The sequence below is a fragment of the Dolomitihabitans soli genome (genome assembly GCF_022213955.1).
GTDB lineage: Bacteria > Actinomycetota > Actinomycetes > Streptosporangiales > Streptosporangiaceae > Streptosporangium_A > Streptosporangium_A soli.
The window spans coordinates 1-20,019 of sequence record NZ_JAKNTW010000004.1; the positions used below are offsets into that span (position 1 = coordinate 1).

14 protein-coding genes and 1 pseudogene are annotated in these 20,019 nt (G+C 67.7%); 6 read left to right on the forward strand and 9 right to left on the reverse strand.

Annotated features, from left to right (window positions below; all coding sequences use genetic code 11):
* The first annotated feature begins 320 nt into the window (after positions 1-320).
* Positions 321-1,163, forward strand: a complete 843-nt coding sequence (locus MBA17_RS09330; RefSeq protein WP_238495906.1) for an alpha/beta fold hydrolase — start codon at positions 321-323, stop codon at positions 1,161-1,163.
* Between the two features lie 245 nt (positions 1,164-1,408).
* Here MBA17_RS09330 and MBA17_RS09335 read toward each other — a convergent pair whose 3' ends face one another.
* A complete protein-coding gene (locus MBA17_RS09335; RefSeq protein ID WP_238495907.1) occupies positions 1,409-2,413 on the reverse strand; it encodes a LacI family DNA-binding transcriptional regulator in 1,005 nt (334 codons plus the stop codon).
* A 79-nt stretch (positions 2,414-2,492) separates the two neighbouring features.
* On the opposite strand from MBA17_RS09335, the gene MBA17_RS09340 reads away from it, so the two are divergent.
* The 5 genes from MBA17_RS09340 (at position 2,493) to MBA17_RS09360 (ending at position 10,835) form a co-directional block, all read left to right on the forward strand.
* A complete protein-coding gene (locus MBA17_RS09340; protein ID WP_238495908.1) occupies positions 2,493-3,782 on the forward strand; it encodes a polysaccharide pyruvyl transferase family protein in 1,290 nt (429 codons plus the stop codon).
* Positions 3,775-4,686, forward strand: coding sequence for an ABC transporter permease (locus MBA17_RS09345; protein ID WP_238495909.1), 912 nt, complete (start codon positions 3,775-3,777; stop codon positions 4,684-4,686). Before MBA17_RS09340 ends, MBA17_RS09345 begins: the two co-directional genes overlap by 8 nt.
* Before the next feature lie 98 nt (positions 4,687-4,784).
* On the forward strand, positions 4,785-5,654 hold the full coding sequence (locus MBA17_RS09350) for a carbohydrate ABC transporter permease (protein WP_238495910.1): 870 nt from the start codon (positions 4,785-4,787) through the stop codon (positions 5,652-5,654).
* A 33-nt stretch (positions 5,655-5,687) separates the two neighbouring features.
* Entirely contained in the window at positions 5,688-7,310 is a 1,623-nt protein-coding gene (locus MBA17_RS09355) for an extracellular solute-binding protein (RefSeq protein ID WP_238495911.1), read from the forward strand.
* A gap of 102 nt (positions 7,311-7,412) precedes the next feature.
* On the forward strand, positions 7,413-10,835 hold the full coding sequence (locus tag MBA17_RS09360; protein ID WP_238495912.1) for an alginate lyase family protein: 3,423 nt from the start codon (positions 7,413-7,415) through the stop codon (positions 10,833-10,835).
* Here MBA17_RS09360 and MBA17_RS09365 read toward each other — a convergent pair.
* From MBA17_RS09365 to MBA17_RS09400, 8 genes and pseudogenes are all read right to left on the reverse strand, one after another.
* Positions 10,832-11,284 carry a transposase gene (locus MBA17_RS09365; protein ID WP_238495913.1) on the reverse strand — a complete coding sequence of 151 codons (453 nt, stop codon included), beginning with the start codon at positions 11,282-11,284 and terminating at the stop codon, positions 10,832-10,834. The two genes, MBA17_RS09360 and MBA17_RS09365, sit on opposite strands and share 4 nt — an antisense overlap.
* Positions 11,283-11,501, reverse strand: a pseudogene (locus tag MBA17_RS09370) (Tn3 family transposase); the annotation flags it as partial. The gene MBA17_RS09365 and the pseudogene MBA17_RS09370, both read right to left, overlap by 2 nt.
* A complete protein-coding gene (locus tag MBA17_RS09375) occupies positions 11,423-11,800 on the reverse strand; it encodes a hypothetical protein (protein WP_238496262.1) in 378 nt (125 codons plus the stop codon). The gene MBA17_RS09375 and the pseudogene MBA17_RS09370, both read right to left, overlap by 79 nt.
* Positions 11,801-11,944: 144 nt before the next feature.
* Positions 11,945-12,898 carry a tyrosine-type recombinase/integrase gene (locus MBA17_RS09380; RefSeq protein WP_238495914.1) on the reverse strand — a complete coding sequence of 318 codons (954 nt, stop codon included), beginning with the start codon at positions 12,896-12,898 and terminating at the stop codon, positions 11,945-11,947.
* Between the two features lie 305 nt (positions 12,899-13,203).
* On the reverse strand, positions 13,204-15,942 hold the full coding sequence (locus MBA17_RS09385; RefSeq protein ID WP_238495915.1) for an outer membrane protein assembly factor BamB family protein: 2,739 nt from the start codon (positions 15,940-15,942) through the stop codon (positions 13,204-13,206).
* 40 nt (positions 15,943-15,982) lie between these two features.
* On the reverse strand, positions 15,983-17,479 hold the full coding sequence (locus MBA17_RS09390; protein WP_238495916.1) for a trypsin-like peptidase domain-containing protein: 1,497 nt from the start codon (positions 17,477-17,479) through the stop codon (positions 15,983-15,985).
* Positions 17,480-17,495: 16 nt separating this feature from the next.
* On the reverse strand, positions 17,496-17,801 hold the full coding sequence (locus tag MBA17_RS50330; protein ID WP_238495917.1) for a trypco2 family protein: 306 nt from the start codon (positions 17,799-17,801) through the stop codon (positions 17,496-17,498).
* A 358-nt stretch (positions 17,802-18,159) separates the two neighbouring features.
* Positions 18,160-18,660 (reverse strand): Tn3 family transposase, encoded by a 501-nt coding sequence (locus MBA17_RS09400; protein ID WP_455432737.1) that lies wholly within the window; start codon positions 18,658-18,660, stop codon positions 18,160-18,162.
* Positions 18,661-20,019 lie beyond the last annotated feature (1,359 nt).

Genomic DNA, 20,019 nt, shown 5'->3' on the forward strand with positions numbered 1-20,019 from the left:
CGGGGGTGGACCTGCAACGGAACCGTACGAAACGGTTCCGTTGCAGGTCCACCCCCGTTACCGGTGGAGCAGGGGGCGGTAGAGATCCGGTGGGCCGAGCGGTTAAGAGGGGGCGGCCGCCGTCTTACTGAGAAGCCTTCGGAGCTTTGTCCTGCTTAGGGAATCCTTCAAGCCGCCGCTGGGCACGACAAGCGCGGGGCGTCGGCGCCGCGTGAACGCCACCGGGGCGGCGTCGGCGTGACCCGGGTCCCCGGTTTTCACCGGTGATCAACACGATGTGATCGCGAGAACGAGAAATTCTCCAGATGAGGAGTGACTTGATGGGCTACATCACGGTCCAGACCGAGAACAGCACCAGCGTCGAGCTGTACTACGAGGACCAGGGCTCCGGTCAGCCGGTCGTCCTCATCCACGGTTACCCCTTGAACGGGCACAGCTGGGAGCTCCAGACCCGCGAGCTACTGGCCACCGGCTACCGGGTCATCACCTACGACCGCCGCGGCTTCGGCCAATCCAGCAAGGTCGGCAGCGGCTACGACTACGACACCTTCGCCGCCGACCTGAACACCCTCCTGGAGACGCTGGACCTGCGCGACGTCATCCTCGTGGGGTTCTCCATGGGCACCGGCGAGCTCGCCCGCTACGTGAAGATCTACGGCCACGAGCGGGTCGCCAAGCTGGCGTTCCTTGCGTCGCTGGAGCCGTTCCTGGTGGCGGCCGATGACAACCCCACCGGAGTGCCGCAGTCGGTGTTCGACGGCATCGCCGACGCCGCCCGGACCGACCGCTACGCCTGGTTCACCCAGTTCTACAAGAACTTCTACAACCTGGACGAGAACCTGGGCAGCAGAATCAGCCAGGAGGTCGTCACCGCCAGCTGGAACACCGCCACCACCTCCGCACCGGTCGCCGCCTATGCGGTGGTGCCCGCCTGGATCGAAGACTTCCGCGAGGACGTGGCCGCAGTCCGCGCCGCCGACAAGCCGTCACTGATCCTGCACGGCACCAACGACAACATCCTCCCGATCGACTCCACCGGACGCCCCTTCCACGAGGCGTTCCCCGAGGCGGAGTACGTCGAAATCGAGGGGGCGCCGCACGGGCTGCTGTGGACGCACGCCACTGAGGTCAACGAGGCGTTGCTGGCCTTCGTCGGCAGGTGACCCGGTCGGACCGGGAGCGTCGTCGCACGGTCGCGCAGCGGACCCACAACGGACCGCCCGATGAACTGACAGCGTTTTGAATCGAGCTTTGACAGCGGCTACATCACCGGAAACCCTCCACGCTCGCCGACGCGGGCCGGCACTGCCCAGCATTCCCGCAGTTACAGCGCCACCGATCATAGCCACCCGGGCCCGTCACATAGGCTGACGACAATCGATATGAGCCGCGGGCGATCATGCGAACGCTAATCGCGGATCCGGGTCAGAGCAGTCGCTGAGTCACGGATCACCAGTTCGGGTTCGGGGTCGGTGATGACACCGCCTGCGCTTGGCCGCCCCGCGATCAGGTCGTAAAGCGCCTCGACGCCGGCCCGGCCGAGTTGGTACATGGGCATCCGGACTGCGGTGACAGCCGGGCGCAGGTGTTGCATCAGGTCGACGTCGTGGATGCCGACCACCGACAGCTGGTCGGGGATGGCGATGCCGAGGTCGCGTGCGGCGGCCAGGACCCCGACCGCGCTCATGATGTTGTTGACGACGATGGCGGTCGGCGCGGTTGCCGCCTGCATGGCCTGCCGGAGCCCGTCGGCGCCGGCCTGCTCACCGAACCCGGTGGCCAGGTGCGGAGCCGGTGTCAGGCCGACGGCGTCCATCGCCTGCTGGTAGCCCAGGTAGCGCTGCTGGGAAAGGTATCCCAAACCCCCGACGAAGACGATGTGGCGGTGGCTGAGGTTGACCAGGAACCGCGTCGCGATCTCGCCCGCGCGGCGATCGTCTACGTCGATCCAGGGATGGTCCATTGCATGTTCCAGGATGAGGATCGGCTTGGGGTGGGAGCGGAGTTCAGCCATCACGTCGTCGTCCAGCAGCCCTTCGCCGCGGATCAAGATACCGTCGACCGTGCCCTGGCTGAGCAGCCGGGTCAGGAACCGGCTGCCGAAGCGCATCGTCTCGGCATCGCCCAGCAGGACCGTCGCGCCGTGCTCCGCCGCCGCCTCGTAGACCCCATGCCGCAGCGGTCCGTAGACCGGGTTGTCGATCTTGTTGAGGATCATCGCGATCATGTCGGTTTGGTTGAGCCGCAGCGAGCGCGCCGTTTGGTTCGGCTGGTAGCCCAATTGCTGCATCGCCTGGAGCACCCGGGTGCGGGTGGATTCCCTCATCCGGGTGTGGCTCGTGCCGTTGACCACCGCCGACACCACGGCGAGCGACACCCCAGCCGCCCGTGCGACGTCACGTTGCGTTGCCATGGTGAAAGCCTACTCGGTTCTTGACGTAACGTCTCACCATCCCTATTTTGAATTAACGTTACGTCAACAAGGAGCATATATGACATCGACACGTCGCACCGTCCTCCTGCGGTCCTCCTGGGCGACGGTGAACATCGGCGACGTGGCTCACTCCCCTGGCGTGGTGCGGGCGTTTCAGCGGTTCGCCCCCGAGGTCGAGGTCATCCTCTGGCCGGTGCGGCTGGAGGAGCGCGAACGATCCATGCTGCGGCACGCGTTTCCCGACGTGCGCGTCGTCGATGGCACTCTCGGCGGGGACGGGCCGAGCACCCCGGAGTTGGCCGCCGCCATCGACGGCGCGGACGTCCTAATGCACGGATCGGGCGCCGACGCCTTCCAGAGCACCGAGATCGATTGGTGGCGCGAGCACGTGGGCCGCCCGTATGGGTACTTCGGGGTCACCGTGGATCCGCTGTGCCCACCGACCATGGCGACGCTGCCGGAGCTGGCACAGATGGTCGATCTGCTCCCACCGTCCTATCTCGAGGACGACGTCAAGGACCGTTTCGACAGCGCCGACTTCGTGTACTGCCGCGAAACGCTGACCCTGGCCACCCTGCGCGGCCAGAAGATAACCGGGCCCGACCTCGCCTTCGGGCCGGATGGCACGTTCGCGTTCGACCACACTGACGCCGTCGCCGCCGCTCGCCTGCTGGAGGGTTTCGGCCTGCAGCCCGGTCGGTTCGCCTGCTTCGTTCCGCGGCTGCGCTACGCCCCCTATGCGAAGATCTACGGCACGGAACCGACCCGCGAGCAGATGCGGCGCGACGCGGTCAACCGGGCCACCGTGACGCACGACCTGGCGGTGCTGGCGGCGGCGATCGAGACCTGGGTACGCGTCAGCGGCCTCCCGGCCGTCGTGGTGCCCGAGATGAGCTATGCCGTCGAGCTCGCTCACGAGCAGCTTCCCAGCCTGCTCAGTCCACAGACGCTCGGTCAGGTCCGGCTCCTGGACCGGTACTGGCCGCTGGAGGAGGCGACCGGGGTCTACGCCGTCTCGTCGCTGGTGGTCAGCATGGAGTGTCATTCGCCGATCCTGGCCGCACGACATGCGATCCCGACCATCTACCTTCGGCAGCCGACCGAGACCACGAAATCTCAGATGTTCGCCGACCTCGGCGCCCCAGACCTGGTGATCGAGCTCGACCATCGTGCCGCGGCGACGGTCGTCGCGGCGGTCACCGACATCGCCACCGACCCGGCGCCCGCGGTCGCCCGGAGCAGGAGGGTCGCGGCCAATGCCGACGACCGGCTGCGGGCGGCGGTGCAAGCCTGCGTCGCGGGCCAGCCCATCGGCCTGCCTACACCGGTGGAGACCGGCGATGCATAGCCTGCGCGATCGCTGGCGGCGCGACCGGGTCCTGCTGCTGCTGGCGCTTCCCGGGGTCACGGCGCTGCTGCTGTTCCACTATCTGCCGCTCGGCGGGAACATCATCGCGTTCCAGGACTTCCAGCCGTTCCTCGGAATCTGGCACAGCCCGTACGTCGGGCTGGACAACTTCGAGCCGGTGCTCACCGGCGACCCGGTGTTCCTCAACGCACTCGTCAACACACTGATCATCACGCTGATCCAGGTGGTCTTCGTGTTCCCGCTGCCGATCTGCCTCGCGTTGATCCTGAACGCGACCATCAGCGAACGGCTCAAACGCCTCACCCAGTCGATCCTCTACATGCCGCACTTCCTGTCCTGGGTCATCGTGGTTGCCCTGTTCCAGCAGATGTTCGGCAACGGCGGGATGCTCAACGCCTGGCTGCGCTCGGCCGACCTGTCCACGTTCCACATCGTCGGCGTACCCGAGTTGTTCAAACTCATGATCACATCACAGGTGATCTGGAAGGACACCGGCTGGTCGACAATCATCTTCCTCGCCGCACTGTCCAGAGTGGATCCGGCGCAGATGGAGGCCGCGGTGGTGGACGGCGCCTCGGCAGCTCGCCGCCTGTGGCACGTGACCCTGCCCTACATCCGCCCGGTGATCGTCCTGCTGCTGATTCTGCGGCTCGGTGACACGCTGTCCGTCGGGTTCGAGCAGATCATCCTGCAGCAGGCACAGGTCGGTGCCGGTGCCAGCGAAGTACTCGACACATACGTCTACAACCACGGGATCGTCGGCGGCGACTGGGGCACCGCGGCCGCGGTGGGGCTGATCAAAGGCATGGTCGGTGTCGCGCTCGTGCTCGGCGCCAACCGGTTGGCCCACGCCCTGGGCGAGCAGGGGGTGTACGCCAAGTGACGAGCCGACCTGTGCCGACTGCGGTGTCCGTGGCGCGCCCCGCCGCGGGCACAGGGCCGCGGCGGCCACGCTCGGGCCGCAGCCAGCGTCCGGTCTGGATGGGCGAGCCCAGCAAGCTGGGGTTCGGTGCGCGGGGACTCGTGCTCGGCCTGGGCTGCCTGGCGGTTCTGGTTCCGTTCTGGGCGGTGCTCATCACCAGCATCGCCTCCCCGGAGGAGATCAACAGGGCGGGCGGCTTCGTGCTGTGGACGAACGAACCGACGCTGGACTCCTACCGGGCCGTCCTGTCCGGAGGAGTCGTCACCCGTGCGCTGCTGGTGAGCGCCGGCATCACCGCGGTCGGCACGGCACTCAGCCTCGTCACCACGATCGCTCTGGCGTACGCGCTGTCGCGGCCAGGTTCGTTGCTGCAAAAGCCGATCCTGCTGATGACGGTGTTCACCCTGCTGTTCAACCCGGGCATCATCCCGATGTACCTGACGGTCAAACAGCTTGGCCTGCTGGACAGCTACCTGGCACTGATCCTGCCGGTGCTGGTGAACGCGTTCAACGTCATCGTCATGCGCGCGTTCTTCCAGGGAATCCCAGGCGAGCTGCGGGAAAGCGCCTATATAGACGGTGCCGGGGAGATGCGCATCCTGCTGCGGATCGTACTGCCACTGTCGAAGGCGGTCGTCTCCGTGATCGGGCTGTTCTACGCAGTGGCGTACTGGAACGCCTTCTTCTCCGCGATGTTGTACCTCCAGTCGTCGGAAAAGTGGCCGCTGCAACTGGTGCTGCGCACCTACGTCGTCAACAACACCCCGATCGGGTCCGACCAGCTCAGCTCGAACCTGGAGAACCTGCCACCACAAATCTCCGTCCAGATGGCGATTCTTGTCATCTCCGTCCTGCCCATCCTGGGCATCTACCCCTTCATCCAAAAGCACTTCGCCAAGGGACTCATGGTCGGCGCCGTCAAAGGCTGACCGGTCGTCCACGCAATGTGGAAAGGAGACGTCATGGCACCCACCTTCAGCCGCCGCCACGTCCTGGCACTCGGCGCGGCAACGGGGCTGGCCCCGCTGCTCGGGGCCTGCGGCGACGGCAGCCCGAGTTCGCCGAACAGCTCGACCGGGTCGGTCAAGCTGCCCACCTACAAGCCCGTCACCGCGGCCACGCCCGACCTGGCCGCCGAGCCGGCCGGGGTGTCGCCGGGATACTTCACCTACCCGACCGCCTCCAGCGCCGCATCACAACCGGTGCAGGGCGAAGCCGTCACGGCACTGACGTACACCTACGACCCGATCGCCCCCGCGCTCGGCTCGAACCCCTACTGGCAGAACCTCAACAGCAAACTCGGCACCGAACTGAAGATCGCGTACGTCCCCTCGACCGACTACAAGAGCAAGGTCGCCACGACCATTGCCAGTGGCGATCTGCCCGACATGGTGGCTGTCCAGGGCGTTGTCCAGCAGATGCCGGCCATGCTGAAGGCGACATTCACCGACCTCACCGAGTACCTGTCCGGGGACGCGGTCCTCGCCTACCCGAACCTCGCCGCCCTGCCCACCGATGCCTGGCGCAGCACCGTCTACGACCAGCGGATCTGGGGCATCCCCGTGCCGCGGGCACGGGTCGGCACCGTGCTGTACACCCGGGCCGACCTGCTGGCCAAGGCAGGACTCAGCCTCCAGCCCAATTCGTGGGCCGAGTTCAAGGAGATGGCGGCCGCGCTGACCGACGAGCGGGCCGGTCGGTGGGCGTTCGGACAGATCCCGTTCAACACGATCCTTGAGATGAACGGGATCACCGGCAACTGGCCCGGCGGCACCGGCGCCTGGCAGGCCGAAGGTGGCGTCTTCACCCACTCCGGGACGACACCGCAGTTCATGCAGGCCCTCGAGAACACCGTCGAGCTGATGAAGTCGGGGGTGATGCATCCCGACCACGCGGGCGCGCCCAACACGAAGCGCAACGCGTGGATGCTGGCCGGCACGACCGCGTTCACCATCGGCGGGTACGCCGGGTGGGGCAAGTTTTACGGCCAGGCGAAAGACGTGCCCGGTTTCCGCCTGACCGGCATGCTCTCGCCCACCCGCGACGGCACAGGAACGCAGGTACGCACGCCCGGCCCGACCCTGTCCAGCTTCACCGCTGTAGCCAAGACCGACAACGCCAACCGGATCAAGCAGATCCTCAAGGTCCTCGACTGGTTGTGCTCACCCTTCGGCAGCAGCGAGTACCTGGCCCTCCGGTACGGCGTCGAGGGCCAGACGTTCAACCGCAACGGCTCCGACCCGACCCTCACCGAGGGCGGGCGCAGCCAGATATTCCTGCCGGTGCGGTACCTCGCCGAAGCATCGCCCGTCATCTACGAGCCGGGCAACCGCCAGGCCGTACAGGACCAGCACGACCACCAGGTCGCCGGCGTCCCGCTTGCCGTCGCGGACCCGACCCTCGGGCTGTACTCGGAGACCGCCGCCAGCAAGGGTGCCAGCGAGCAGCAGGAACTGGACTCGGTGCTGCTGGAGATCCAGCTGGGGAACAAGCCCGTCTCGGCGTGGCAGCCGGCCATCACGAAGTTCATGGACCGGGTGGGCAACAAGATCAAGGCCGAGTACGAGGAGCAGGCGGGTGGCTGACGCGCTGGACTCAGCTAACACTCTCACGGGTTTAGGGAGAAGACAGTGGTGAGACGGAGCAAGTTTCGTCGGTACACGCGTGGTCGGGTCCGTGCGGCGGTCGTGCTGGCTCTGGTGGCGGCGTTTCTGTCGCCGGGCAGTGCCGCCGCGGCCGCCGACATGTCGGATCTCGGCGGGCTGCTCGACCTGACGCGCCCGGGGCTCGGCGCGGTGGCGGCTAAGTTAGCCGCCGGTGATGAAGCGGGCGCCGCGAGCGAGCTCAGGGTCTATTACGCGGGCCGCGCCGACGTCCACTACCCGGCTCCGGCCGAGGGCCTGGGCGGTGGCGACTCGGGCCCCGACGAGCTCGCGGCGGGGATCTTCCGGTTCGGCGCCGAGACCCGCAACTTCTACAACAGCGCCGAGCAGCGGATCGACATCGACTGGCAGGACCTTTGGGGTGGGACGCAGACCACCCCGGGCAGCGCGCAGACTTTGATGAGCGACCTCACGTTCATGCCCAAACTGACATTCGCTTACGTGTCCGAGAGTGACCCGGCGAAGCGTGCGGCGTACGCGGCGGCGTGGATGGACATCTCGCTGGACTTCTTCGCCGACAATCAGAGCTGGCCGCAGGGCCGCAACCTGTCGGCGGCCAAGCGGCTCGCCCAGCTGGTCGGCGCGTTTTCCGTGTTCCGGACCGATCCTGGCATCGACGCGAGCGATCTCGTGGCGTACCTGTCCGGTGTGCACGCCACGACGGACTTCCTCGTCGACGTGATGCAGATACATGTCGGAAACAACTGGTACGTGTCGATGGCCCGCTCCGTCCACGCGGCAGCCGTGTTTCTGCCCGAGTTCTCGTCATCGCCTGGCTGGGAGTGGTTCGCGGTGCGCTCGATCGAGCGGTTCCTGCGCGCGCACGTGAAGGGCGACGGTGTGTACCGCGAGCCGGCGTTCAACTATCAGGCATACGTGGCGGACATCCTCAACTCCGTCATAGCAGTCGCGGATGCCAACGGGCGAACCGTTCCTGATTCGCTCGTCCAGGGGGCGGACTGGATCGCGGATTCGCTGTTCGCGACCCGTCAGCCGAATCTTGAACCCGCGGCGATTGGCGACACGCCGAACAACTACGCGGGTACGTCGGCCATTCGCAGGAGCGGTGTACGCAACTCCTGGCCCGATTTCACCTGGGTCGCCTCCGGCCGAACGGAGGGGACCGCCCCGACGCTGTCGTCCACGGTGTTTCCGATCAGCTTCGCGGTTCAGCGTTCCGGGTGGGACGCCGATGCCCGGTACATGCTGATCAACAACCAGAATTCCAGTTACACTGCCTCGCATCGGCATCCGGACGACCTCAGCCTGGTGATGGCGGCGTACGGGCGTCCGCTGATCGTCGACTCCGGGGTGGGGGACTACAGCGCGACTCCGACGAACGACTGGATGCGCCGTACCACCGAGGCGCACAACACCATCGAGGTCGACGGACTCCCGCAGACCGCCGGCGTCCCCCGCACAACGTCGCTGTGGCGCTCGAACGCGGGCCTCGACATCTACCGCGGTGCGGCGATGGGCTACCGGCCGGTCGCGCACGATCGCGCGGTCTACTTCGTCAAGCCCGGCTTCTGGGTGGTCTCCGACGACCTCACCGGTGACACCGCCGCGCACAACTACCGGCAGCTCTGGCACTTCCCCGGTGATCCGGTGACCGTCAATCCGACTACGAAGGTCGCCACGGTCGGGTTCGACACCGTGCTCGGAGCCGCACCCGTTGCCGGCGTGCAGCTCATCCCGGTGGCAACGGCCGGCGCCGCGGTAACCCCCAGGGTCCACGAGGATGGCGCCGTACGCGTCGGCGAGCAGGTACTCACCAACGTCGACTACCTGTCGTACGACTGGTCCTCCACCGGGCCGACGGGACTGGACACGGTCGTGGTTCCCGGCAAGGCCGGCGCGGCGCCCTCGGTGACGGCGAAGCGCATCGCCATGCCCGGGGTGAGTCACTCCGTGGCGACGGCGATGGAGATCGCCCTGCCGAACGCGACCGGACGCTTCTACCTTTCGCGCGAGGCGACTCCCTCGTCGAGGGCGTTCGGGGCCGCCACGACCAACGCCGAGACCGCGTACCTCGAGCGTGCTTCGGGCGGCGGGCTTACCAGGTACGCGCTGACCAGAGGGTCGTCGCTGATCGACCAAGATAACACCGTTATCAGCGCATCCGCACCGGTGTCCGATATCAGTGTGGAACTGCGCGGCGCGACCGCCCGGATCTCGCTTGGGGACCCGTTCACCGGCACGCTCTCCATCAACGCGCCGAACGCGAACGCGGTGAAGGTGAACAACACCCCGATCGCGTTCACCCGCACGGGCAACCTCATTACCGTGTCACTCGAGGAACACTTTGCCCCGGCACCCGTGCTCAACGACGAGTTCGACGATGCCAGCCTGGACCGCACCGTCTATGACTTCAACGGATCCTTTGGCGGCTGGACGCCGGTCCAGGGGACCTGGGCGTTGACCGGCGCACAGCCAGACACGCAGCTGGCACAGACCTCGACTGCGGACATGGTGTCGTTCGCGGCGCTGCAGGACGTACCCGATGACGTGGTTATGGCCGCGGACATCGTTCCCGGGGTACGCGGCCAGACGACGGCCCGTACCGGTCTCGCGTTCCGCTACCACGATTCCCGCAACTACTACCGGGCCGAAGTGCTCAACTCCACGTCGGGAGCGACGCTGAAGCTCGTGAAGATATACGACTCGAAAACCGAGGTTCTCGCGGAGACCGCACTGCCGATCGGCGCCAACGTCCCGCACAAGCTGGTCGTATCCGCGATCGGGAGGCATCTGAGCGCCAAAGTCGGCGATACGTCGATCTCCGCGGACGACGGACAGTTGCCGACGGGTGGTGCCGCTGCCTTTACGCATCGGCGGGCCGCGACCTTCGACAACATCGTGATCAGGGAAGGGCTCGATCAGGCCAGTTGGCGAGGAATAACAGGGTCTGTGTCCGTCGCCTCGGGCAAGTTGCACCTCACGCCGCCTGCCGGTGGCCGGGCGCACGTACTGGCCGACTCGACACTGCCGGCGCGCTTCTCCGAGGCGTGCGACTATGTCGTGGAGACCACGGTCACGATCGACGGATCTGTCGGTAACGCAGGAATCTCGCTGCGAGACACCACGGACGCGTACGGGTATCGGATCCACGTCGGCAAGACGAGCAACGGAACCCAGTACGCGAGCATCATCCGCGAGGCTCACGCGTCGGGTCCCGTCACAGTGGCCACGGCATCCATCAGCAACCCGTTGACAGGTCCCGTGCGACTGGGTGCGGCGATTCACGGCGACGGCATCACCGTGACGTTGAACGACGTTCAGATCCTGAAGGGTCGCGACACCGTTGTGCGCAGCGGCGGCGTCGGGCTTTACGCATCCACGGAGAGCTCGTTCGAGAACGTCACTGTCGCTCGGTCCTGCGGGGGGCGGGAGCGCCTGCGGCCAAGTACCCCCGGCGCCAGCAACCGCTGGGACCACCACGACTAAGTGGTCTCGCTCGCAAATCCTTCGGGGGTTACGCGGCTGAGGCGAGTACGGCAGGCTGATGGTCGCAGCCGGCGGGTTGCTGGGAGTTCGACTCTTTTCTGTTCGTGCCGCTCGATCCGGGCCAGTAGGTCCTCGAGATCGGCTGGAGTGAACTTCCATCGGAAGGGCCGGGCGGTCTCGTTGTAGCGGCGCTCGAAGGCGATGAGCCGGTCTTCGACCTGGTCAAGGCCGGTGAAGTCGTTGGGTGTGACGACCTTGCGCTGCACGATGGAGAAGAAGATCTCCACTTGGTTCAGCCAGGAGGCGTGCACGGGCGTGTGGATCATCACCGCGTTGGGGAAGCGGTCGGCCAGCCGGTCGGCGGCGGCCCTGCCACGGTGGGAGGAGCCGTTGTCCACGATCCAGAACACCCGCTTGGCCGAGGCATACGGCGACGTGTTCCTTGTCATCGCCGGTCAGGTCGCCAGCTTTGCCGTAGAAGATGTCCTTGTTCGCGGAGTTCCAGTTCTCCACCACGTTCAGGCCCTCGTGGATCTCCCGCCTCAACTCCTCGTCGGCGAGGTAGTCGCAGATGAACACCGTACGGATCACCCGCCCGAGCTCCTCGATGGCCCGGTAGGTGGGGTGCTCGCGGGTGAAGCGGCGCAGCATCTGGTGCGCCTCTGCTCCCGGGCCTCGTCCTCACTTCGGCTGTCCACGCCGGGCCGCAGCGTCATGGTGAACCCGGCGGCGTACAACACGTCCGCCATCGCGCGCAGCATCGCCTCGTTGCTGGTGCGTTGCAGCCGGGCCATGGGGTGATGAGGGTGGTCGATGCCCAGAATCACCGCCTCGCCCTCGAACCGGCCGGGCGCCCACCATCGGAGGCTCACCTGCCCTCGTGCGGAGCGGATGGCGAAGCCGACGCCGCCCTTCTCCGGTTCGGGCAGGCCAGGCCACCGCCAGCGCGAATACGACGACGCCATGCACGCCGAACGGGGAGCCTTCGCCCAGCGGGCCCGCAGCCCATGACGGAACTCGGCCTGTCGTTAACGAAGCTGTCACCAGGTACACGCGATTGCGTTATCCCTGCTCAGAGCAGCCTGAATCGGAAGTGGCCAACTGTGCGATCAATGCGCGGCTCGGTCGCGGCGTCGGCGGGCGGCGCGGATCTCGGTGTCGGCGATCTTGTCGTTGAGCAGCGCGTACAGCTGCGTCGTTTCGGTCGAGGCGTGCCCGAGCCGGCGTCGCACGGCCTCGATGGACACCCCGGCGTTGATGAGCTCGGTGGCGTGGGCGTGGCGCAGCTGGTGGATGTCGATCTCAACACGGGCCTGGGCGCAGTAGCTCTGCCAGCGGTGGTGGGCGGCGTCATAGGACAGCGGCCCGCCGCGGCCGTTGATGGAGGCGCGAAACAGCGGCCCGGCGGTGTAGCCGGTGCGGGCCAGGTAGAGCTTGAGCAGGGCGACGTAGCCGCGGTCGTCGAGCAGGACGGTGCGCATGCTGCCGCCCTTGCCGTGGATGCGGACGTGTTCGTCGTCCAGGCGCAGGTCGAGGTCTTCGACGTGCAGGCCGCACACTTCGGAGGCGCGGGCGCCGCAGACGTAGGCGGTCTCGAACAGCACCCGATCCCGTAGCCGGTCCAGTGGCGTCTCCTTGCGCGGCCGCCGTGAGCAGATCACCGCCAGCACCTTGGCCACGTCGGCCGCGCTGGCGGGACGGGGCAGGGCCTTCGGGACCTTGACGGTGTCGATGTGGTCCATCGGGTTGGCGTCCAGCAGGTCGTGGCGGACGGCCCACTTGGCGAAGGAGGCGACGGCGGCGCGCTTGCGCTTGCGGCTGGCCGGCGACAGCTCGGTGAGTTCGGCCAGGAACGCGCGGACCGGCGTCGCGGTCAGCTCGGCGAGTTCGTCGCCGTGGTGGGCGGCGAAGGCGATCAGGTCGCCGCGGTAGGAGCGCCGGGTGTGCGCCGACCTCCCGGCGTTGGCCAGGTCAGTGAGGAAGTCGTCGAGGTGCCGGGCGAGCGGGTGGGAGCTGCCGAGCTGCTCGGCGATGACCGGATCCACCTTGCCGACCTCCACCATCCGCGAAGTTGCCAGATAACCGGAAGCGAAGCGTGCGCGCCGGACGGCGGCGGCCCAGCTCGCGCTATGCCAGTGATCGCTATCTTGCCAGATAACAACAGTTATCTAAGAACCGGTCCAGCCGGCCGATGGCCATGTGAGGACTTTGCGTGGCGATGCGGGAATCCGGTCTCCCGGAAGCCGAACACGCGTGCGGCAAGATGATCCACTGTGCTCCTTCGCCTGCCCTGCCTCACTGTCACGAACATCGTCGTGCAGGTTGGCGAATGGTCAGCGGCAACGGGCTTGCGCGCCAAGATCCGCTCTCAGCCGGCGGTCCCGTCCGCCGCGCTGAGGGCGAACAGGATGCCGTTCGAGCCGCCTACATAGATGTGATCGCCCGCCACCACGGGTCCGACCATGATGTGCTTGGCACCTGTCTGGAAGCTCCACCGGTCCGTCCCGGTGACCGCGTCGAAGGCGTGCAGCACCCCCTCCTCGTCGCCGACATACCCCGCCTCGCCACGAATTACCACCTCGGTCGAGGGGTCGTCGGGCAGGGCCCGGCTCCACCGCTGCACGCCGGAGGCGGAGTCCAGGGCGTGCAGCAGTCGCTTGTCAGGCCCGAGGATGTACGCGAGGTCCTGGGTGGTGGCCACTCTCCCGGAATCTTCCTGGACGGGCTCGCCCAGGAAGCTCCACCGGCGCTTTCCAATGGTGGCGTCCAGCGCGTACGTCCGGCCCTCACCGGTGACGTACACCGTGCCGCCGGCCGCGATGACAACCGAGCCGATCGAGCCGGACAGCCGGGTACGCCACCGGGTCTTTCCCGTGGCGGGATCCAGCGCGTACGCGTAGCCGTCGCCGTCCCCGGCGTAGACCGCGCGTTTGTTCACCGCCATCGCCCTGCCGCCGAGCCTTGCCCGGTGCCACCGAACCTTCCCTGACATCCGGTCCAGCGCGACGACGCCTCCGCCACCGCTGGCGTACAGGAGACCGCCGACCTCCGACAGAGTGCCGATGTCCTCATTCCCGCGCTCCTGGTACCGCCACCGCTGCCGCCCGGTGGCCTTGTCCAGGGCGACGACCCCATTCTCGCCAAAGACGTACACATGGTCGCGCCCGAGTACGGCATCATCGTTGGACGTCATCTGATAACGCCACCGCTCGCGGCCCGTGGTGGCGTCGATCGCGTAGGTCCTCTCCTCTGCTGTCCCGTACACGACCCCGTCCGCCACCGCGAAGACGGACCACACACAGGTGGGCACGGTCCACCGCGGGCGCCCCGTGGCCTCCTCCAGCGCGTAGAACTTGTAACGACCGCCCTCGTGATCAGCGTCCATGACATACACGACCCCGCCATCCACCACGGGGGCGTCGCGAAGCCACGAGTCGGTGACATGGCTCCACCCGCTCCCGTGCGCCGGACGCCCGCGGCCCGAGCCCCCCAGATTGGCGCGGATGCGCGGGGCGAGGAGCCGCAGCACGCTCGGGCTGTCGGTGTTCAGTTCGGCGATGACCGGTCCCACGTTGACCAGCGTGTTGCCTCTCCGGCCCACGCTGTACTTGTCCGGCATCGCCGAGAAGAGCCCGTCGCCATCGGCGACGGGGTCATAGTCGCAGTCGACACTGGCGGTATCGTCGCAGTCCCGCCTGAGCTCACTCACCGCGGCGTCGAACAGCGCCCGCGCCTCAGCGCTCGATCTCGCCACCCAGGCCACCGACACCGAGACCACCGCGCCGCTGTCGGTGGGGGGAATCCAGTCGCAGGTGGCCGGCTTCGGCCACGTCAGGTCCCCCAGCGCCCGCCGGTACGGGACCGGCCGGTAGCCGTCGGCCACGATCCGCAGGTCATGAGCGGTCAGCAGCGTACAGGCGTCCGGCCATGCGGCGGGATCGACCCCGCCCAGCGCGGCCGGGCCCGGCAGATGCCCGCGAACCCGCCGGTACGCCGTGATGTGCCCGCTGCTCTCGTCCTTGACGTATACGAAGGCCAGGTCGCCGGCCGTGCCCAGGAGCTGACCGGCCGAAGCCGGGATATCCAGGGGAAAGGCGCCCAGACGGCCGCTGCCGGACTCGATCGACGTCAGGTACGCGGGCAGCGGCCGCGCGCTGTCGAACCCCTCCAATTCGGCCGCTGGAGCAGGAGGTTCGCCGAACTCCAGGCGCTGGAGGGGCTGGCTCCAGCGGTCGAGCGGGGAGTCCAGCGTGGGCCGTGCGCTCAGAGCGGGCAGCAGCTGCCCGTCCTGCGTGAACGTGAAGACGAAGTCGTCCGTGAAGCCGAGGTCGTCGCCGTCCACCCAAACCTGTGTGATCCCCTCGGCGGAGACCTGGAGCTCGACGCCGGGCGAACTGTCCGCGTCGTCCGCGTCACCCCCTGGCCGGCGCAGCGACGTCAGCGGGCGCGTCCAAACCTGCCGCAACGTGTTCGGGTCCATTGCCGTGACCCGTACGCCGTCCGGGCATTGCTCGGCGAACACGATCAACCGCGTCGTGGCGCCTTGGGAGGACGGCTGGCAGCCGACGGGACGGACCACGCGGGCGAGCGTCCGCCCGTCACGCACGTCAATGGACCGTACGGGCACCGTCCCCTTTTTTTCTCGCCCGACGACCACGACCGCGTGCTCGGTCACCATGATCGGCGGCCCCTCGTTCTCGACCACATCAGTGATCGTCTGCTTCCAGACGTGCTCGCCGTCGGCCAGCTTGTACCCGTGCAGGGACCGATGCGCCGGACTGGGCGCCTTCGTGGCCATGACGAGCATCCCGGCGGCCGCCCCAAGGCCGGTCGGCTCGCGAGGCGCCGCGACCACACGCCGGACCGCGCCCGTCCGCGGATCGCGGACCTCTACCGTCCGTTGCCGCGTCGCCACCACCAGACCGTGCGCCGACACCGCCGCGATCGGCGTGTCATCATGCGGCGTCATGACGGGATCGACGGCCATCGACCACGCCGCCCGCCATCCCACCTCCGCCAGCGGCAACTGCGGATCGTCCCCGGCCGCCACCGAGCCGGTCACCAGCAGCACCGCCAGCAACACGATGACGGCACCCGCACCACGCACGCTCACCATCCCATCGCCGCCGGGTCGCCGCAGAATTGAATCAGCAGGCGTCATGGTGAACCACCCGTAAGCCGCCCAGCGGAGAATCCTCGTAGTACGCGTCATAGCCGTCGTCGGACCGGCCGGTCAACCGGAACGGGCCACCGCCGGGAGCCCTGACCACGATGTGTTCGTCATGGTTCCCCGCCGCCACGGTGAGCACGAGCTCAAACTCATAGAAGGCCTTCTCGGCGCGGAAGGTCATGCTGAACGTCACCCGTTCATCGCGTTTGAGATCGATCTGGGTTTCACGGAAGTACGAGGTATCGGGCTTGTCCTTGGGCGTGAACCGGGGGGACGGGTGATCAAGGTCGGCGGCTATCTCGACCGTCGGGACCTCTCCTTGTCTGGGCCGCGGCAGGCAGGCGCCCCGCGACACAGGCAACCGCTTGAGTATCTGCGGCCGCATGTTCACGATGCGCATGCTGCTGACCCTGCCGACCAGCACGACGGTCACCTCCACACTGCCGATCGGGGCTTCCTGGTAACGCGCCAGCAGCGCGTCTTGCGCGGTTGACGAGGTGCCCAGCAGCGCTGCCCGATCGTCGGGATCGGTCACGGCCTTGCGGAGCGCCCTGTCGTGCTCCGCATGATTGATGGAGACGTGCTCGATCGCGAGCGGGCCAGTCCCGCTGAGCCGGTCGATCGTGTCGGCTCCCCGCGCGTTGAACCAGCCGGTGAACACGACCCCGATCACCGCGATCAGCACGACGCTGACTATCCACGTCAGCCAGGCCAGCATCCCCTTCCACGCCGCGGGCAGCGTGCGCAGCCGACCGGGACTGGCGCCGAGCAGTGTCCACCAGGCGTCGCGGTCGGGGAGGGTGTCGATCAGGGTGATCGGCACGATGGTCAGGTCCGAGGCGCCGTGGCGCGGCGCGTGTTCCGACACCACCCCGATCACGCAGTCGCCGGCCAGCACCGCCGCCCCGGACATGCCCGACCAGGCCGACCTGGCCAGCGCGGTACCGGCCGAGGGCAGCGGCGGCCCCTCGGGGCGATGACCGGTCTGCAGGGTGAGCAGCCCCGGCCCCGGCCGCTGCGAGACCGGGATCCGGCCGCTGATCTGGGCGGCCTGGCGGACCACCGACGCGCCGTGGCCGCGTTCCAGAAACCGTGGGAACCCGACCGCGCCGCAGTCCTCGACTACTTCCAGCCGCTCGGTGCGGTCGGCGACGCGCGCGAAAGCGATCAGCGGCAGCCGCCCGATCGCCTCCGGCGTGTCCTCGGCCAACTCCAGCACGGCCAGATCCGCGTGCTCGACCTCGCCGCGCAGTAGCACCCGCGCCCGCCAGCTCCGCTTCGGGCCATCGGGCCAGGGCACGGCGCGCCGGACTTCGATCGCGCCGTCGGCGACGGCGTGCAGCGAGGTCAGAACGTGGCGGCCGTCGATCAGGAAACCCGAGGCGACCCGCCACTCCGTCCGGGCCCGAGAGCTCTGGCCGACGGTGATCTGGGCGATCACCTCGACGAACCGGTCCTGGATCGCCACCAGCACGACCCTGCCCCTCCGGCTAGCCCGGCTTGCCGGACGAGCGACGGGCCACCTTGACTGGATCGCCCTGCGCGTCGACGGGCGGCTGCAACACGACGGTCACCTTCTGCACCCGCTCATGCTCGACCTTCCCGCCGGCACCGGCCTCCAGCACCCACACCTTCACCTTGCCGCTGCCCTCGCCGCTCTTGGTCAACCCGACCTGAAACTCCAGCGTCACCTCCCCGACGGGGAACTGGATGTCCGCATCGGCGCCTGCGGCGATCGCCTCCCGCAGCTCCTGTCGGATCTGCTCGATCGCCTCAGGTAACCCAAGCTCCGCCACACGCCCTCCCACCGCACCACGGACTGGCCAGCAACCCGATCGTAGGCCGCCGAACGCCTGCGGCGCCGCACTTCCCGCCGATCCCCCCACAAACCGGCACCAAATGACGATGGTCGCCGGTAGGGCGGCGCCGTCGGCGAGCCTGCACCACCACAACCGGCCGGCCCGATAACCCGATCGTGATAGGCCGCGCATGCAGGCCACCGCCGGCCCCTTGCCTCGGACACCAGGCCGAGGCACCCCCCGAACGTCTGACCAGAACGGCCCGCCTCGCCGCCACTCTTCACCTGCTGCCAGTGAGCTGGGCGAGCGGGCTTGTCGTACGGCGCCGTTCCGCCACATTCTGAGGGCCGAGCCCTCACCCCTGTCCTTCGGCCGGTGGAGGGGGCACTGGCGGGCCGGTCAGATCCAGCCGGCGATCACGCCTCAACTGCACGGTTCCGTACGGTGTCATGTTGGTGGTGAACAGCGGGGTCAGGCCGCGCCGGTCGACGTCGGTGAGCACCTGGTCCCATTCCGGCTCGGCGAACGTGTCTTGGATCATGAGGAGATTGATGTAGCCGAGACTGCTCTGCAAGATCATCAGGCAGAGCATGGCCAGTTCCTGCTCCTCACGCCGGTTGGAAGCGAGTTCCCCGCGCTTGCCGAACCTGATGTAGTCATTGACCCCGTTGTAGTTCTCCACCACGTTCAACCCCGACTCGGTCTCATGTTGAAGATCGCGATCTCGGAGCCAGCGCGCGAGAAAGATGGTTCTCTGGGCGCAGCCGACCTCCAGCATCGCCGAGTACGCCGGGTGAGTGGTCTCGCCCTGAAAGCGCCGCAGCAGCGCCTCGGTGGAGGCGGTGCCCTGCCGGATCGCGTGGCGTAGCGGTTATGCGGCTCCGGCAGCGCCTCCAGCGGCGACAGCAGGATCGCGCCGCCCTTCTTGTGCTCGACGATCTCCAGCCATGGCAGGCCGGGCAGGGCGTCGTGCAGCGCCGACAGTTCGGCGTCCATCTCCTCCAGCAGCTCGCCCGTGAACCGTCTGGCGTCCAACGGCTTGCGCAGCCTGGCGTAATTCTCCACCCGCCGCTCCTCGAAATCGGCTGGCAGGTCCAGGTCGGGGTTGCGCCACTTGTAGGCGCCGTGCACCCAGATCTCCTTGCACCGCAGCTTCTCCCGCAGCGTCTGGAACACCGCGCACTCGTACACGCTGCGCAAGATCCGGCGGTTGCCCTTATTGTCGGTGCGGAACATCAACTCGGCCAGCTCCGCCGGCACGATCTGCTCCACCGGCACCGTCTCGCCCAGCGCGTAGTACTTGGTGCGGTGCGTGGTCTCGGCCTTGTACCGCTTGATCAGGGCCAGCGCGGTCATCATCGGCGCGTGCACCGTGTTGGCCGAGCCGAACTCCAGCGCCTCCAGGATCTGGATCAGCCCTGCCCGATAGTGGTTGGTGTAGGAGGCCTTGAACACGCGCTGCCGATGCTGACGGTAGGTGCTGCCCTTGCTGGTGTACTCGTGCCACAACGCCACCAGCGTGTCCACACCGCCGGGCACCACCGGGTAGATCGCCTCGCTGACCGTCTCCTCCGGCGCCTCCAACGCGGCCTGCGTCATCTTGAACAAGATGTTCTCCTTGCCCGAGACCCGCTTGAGCTCCGCGACGAACTCCTCTGTCACCTTCGTGTCGGCGCGGGCATTGATCCGCTGCACCGTCGTGATCAGCAGATCCACCAGCACATCGGTGATCTCCCGCCGCCGGCAGTGCAGGTAGGCCGCCAGCAGCGTCACCTTCAGCTCATCGCCGTGCCGCCGCAGATGACTGGGCGAGGACACCGCCACCCGCGCCCGCCACGCCAGCAGCACACCCGGCGCGATGTCGTCGAACAGATCCTCGGGCAGCTCGATCGCCTTGATCGCGCCGAGCTTGAACACCTCTTTCTCCATCGTGGTGACGCTGACGTTGCCGGGCTCCTCGCGGATCACCGCGAACACGTCCACGCCTTCGCCCTCCGCCGCTTCCGGCGGCTTCCCCTCAGGGGCCTGCCGCTCCTCTTCGACCTCCGGTCTCGTGTCGTCACCGGCACGGCGGGCGATCAGCGTCAGCATCCGCTCGACCACCTTCGCAGGAACATGTGAGGAGACGCGCGACGTCAGCGTCTTCTCGGCCTGGTCCAGCCCGGAGCCGACGATCCGCTGCAGCCGCTGCCTGGACGGCGGCTCGATCCGTTCA

Bases quoted from the DNA above. Each gene is read 5' to 3' on its own strand.
- MBA17_RS09330 (WP_238495906.1), top strand. From the start codon at position 321: ATGGGCTACATCACGGTCCAGACCGAGAACAGCACCAGCGTCGAGCTG.
- MBA17_RS09335 (WP_238495907.1), bottom strand. From the start codon at position 2,413: ATGGCAACGCAACGTGACGTCGCACGGGCGGCTGGGGTGTCGCTCGCC.
- MBA17_RS09340 (WP_238495908.1), top strand. From the start codon at position 2,493: ATGACATCGACACGTCGCACCGTCCTCCTGCGGTCCTCCTGGGCGACG.
- MBA17_RS09345 (WP_238495909.1), top strand. From the start codon at position 3,775: ATGCATAGCCTGCGCGATCGCTGGCGGCGCGACCGGGTCCTGCTGCTG.
- MBA17_RS09350 (WP_238495910.1), top strand. From the start codon at position 4,785: ATGGGCGAGCCCAGCAAGCTGGGGTTCGGTGCGCGGGGACTCGTGCTC.
- MBA17_RS09355 (WP_238495911.1), top strand. From the start codon at position 5,688: ATGGCACCCACCTTCAGCCGCCGCCACGTCCTGGCACTCGGCGCGGCA.
- MBA17_RS09365 (WP_238495913.1), bottom strand. From the start codon at position 11,284: ATGACAAGGAACACGTCGCCGTATGCCTCGGCCAAGCGGGTGTTCTGG.
- MBA17_RS09375 (WP_238496262.1), bottom strand. From the start codon at position 11,800: ATGGCGTCGTCGTATTCGCGCTGGCGGTGGCCTGGCCTGCCCGAACCG.
- MBA17_RS09380 (WP_238495914.1), bottom strand. From the start codon at position 12,898: ATGGTGGAGGTCGGCAAGGTGGATCCGGTCATCGCCGAGCAGCTCGGC.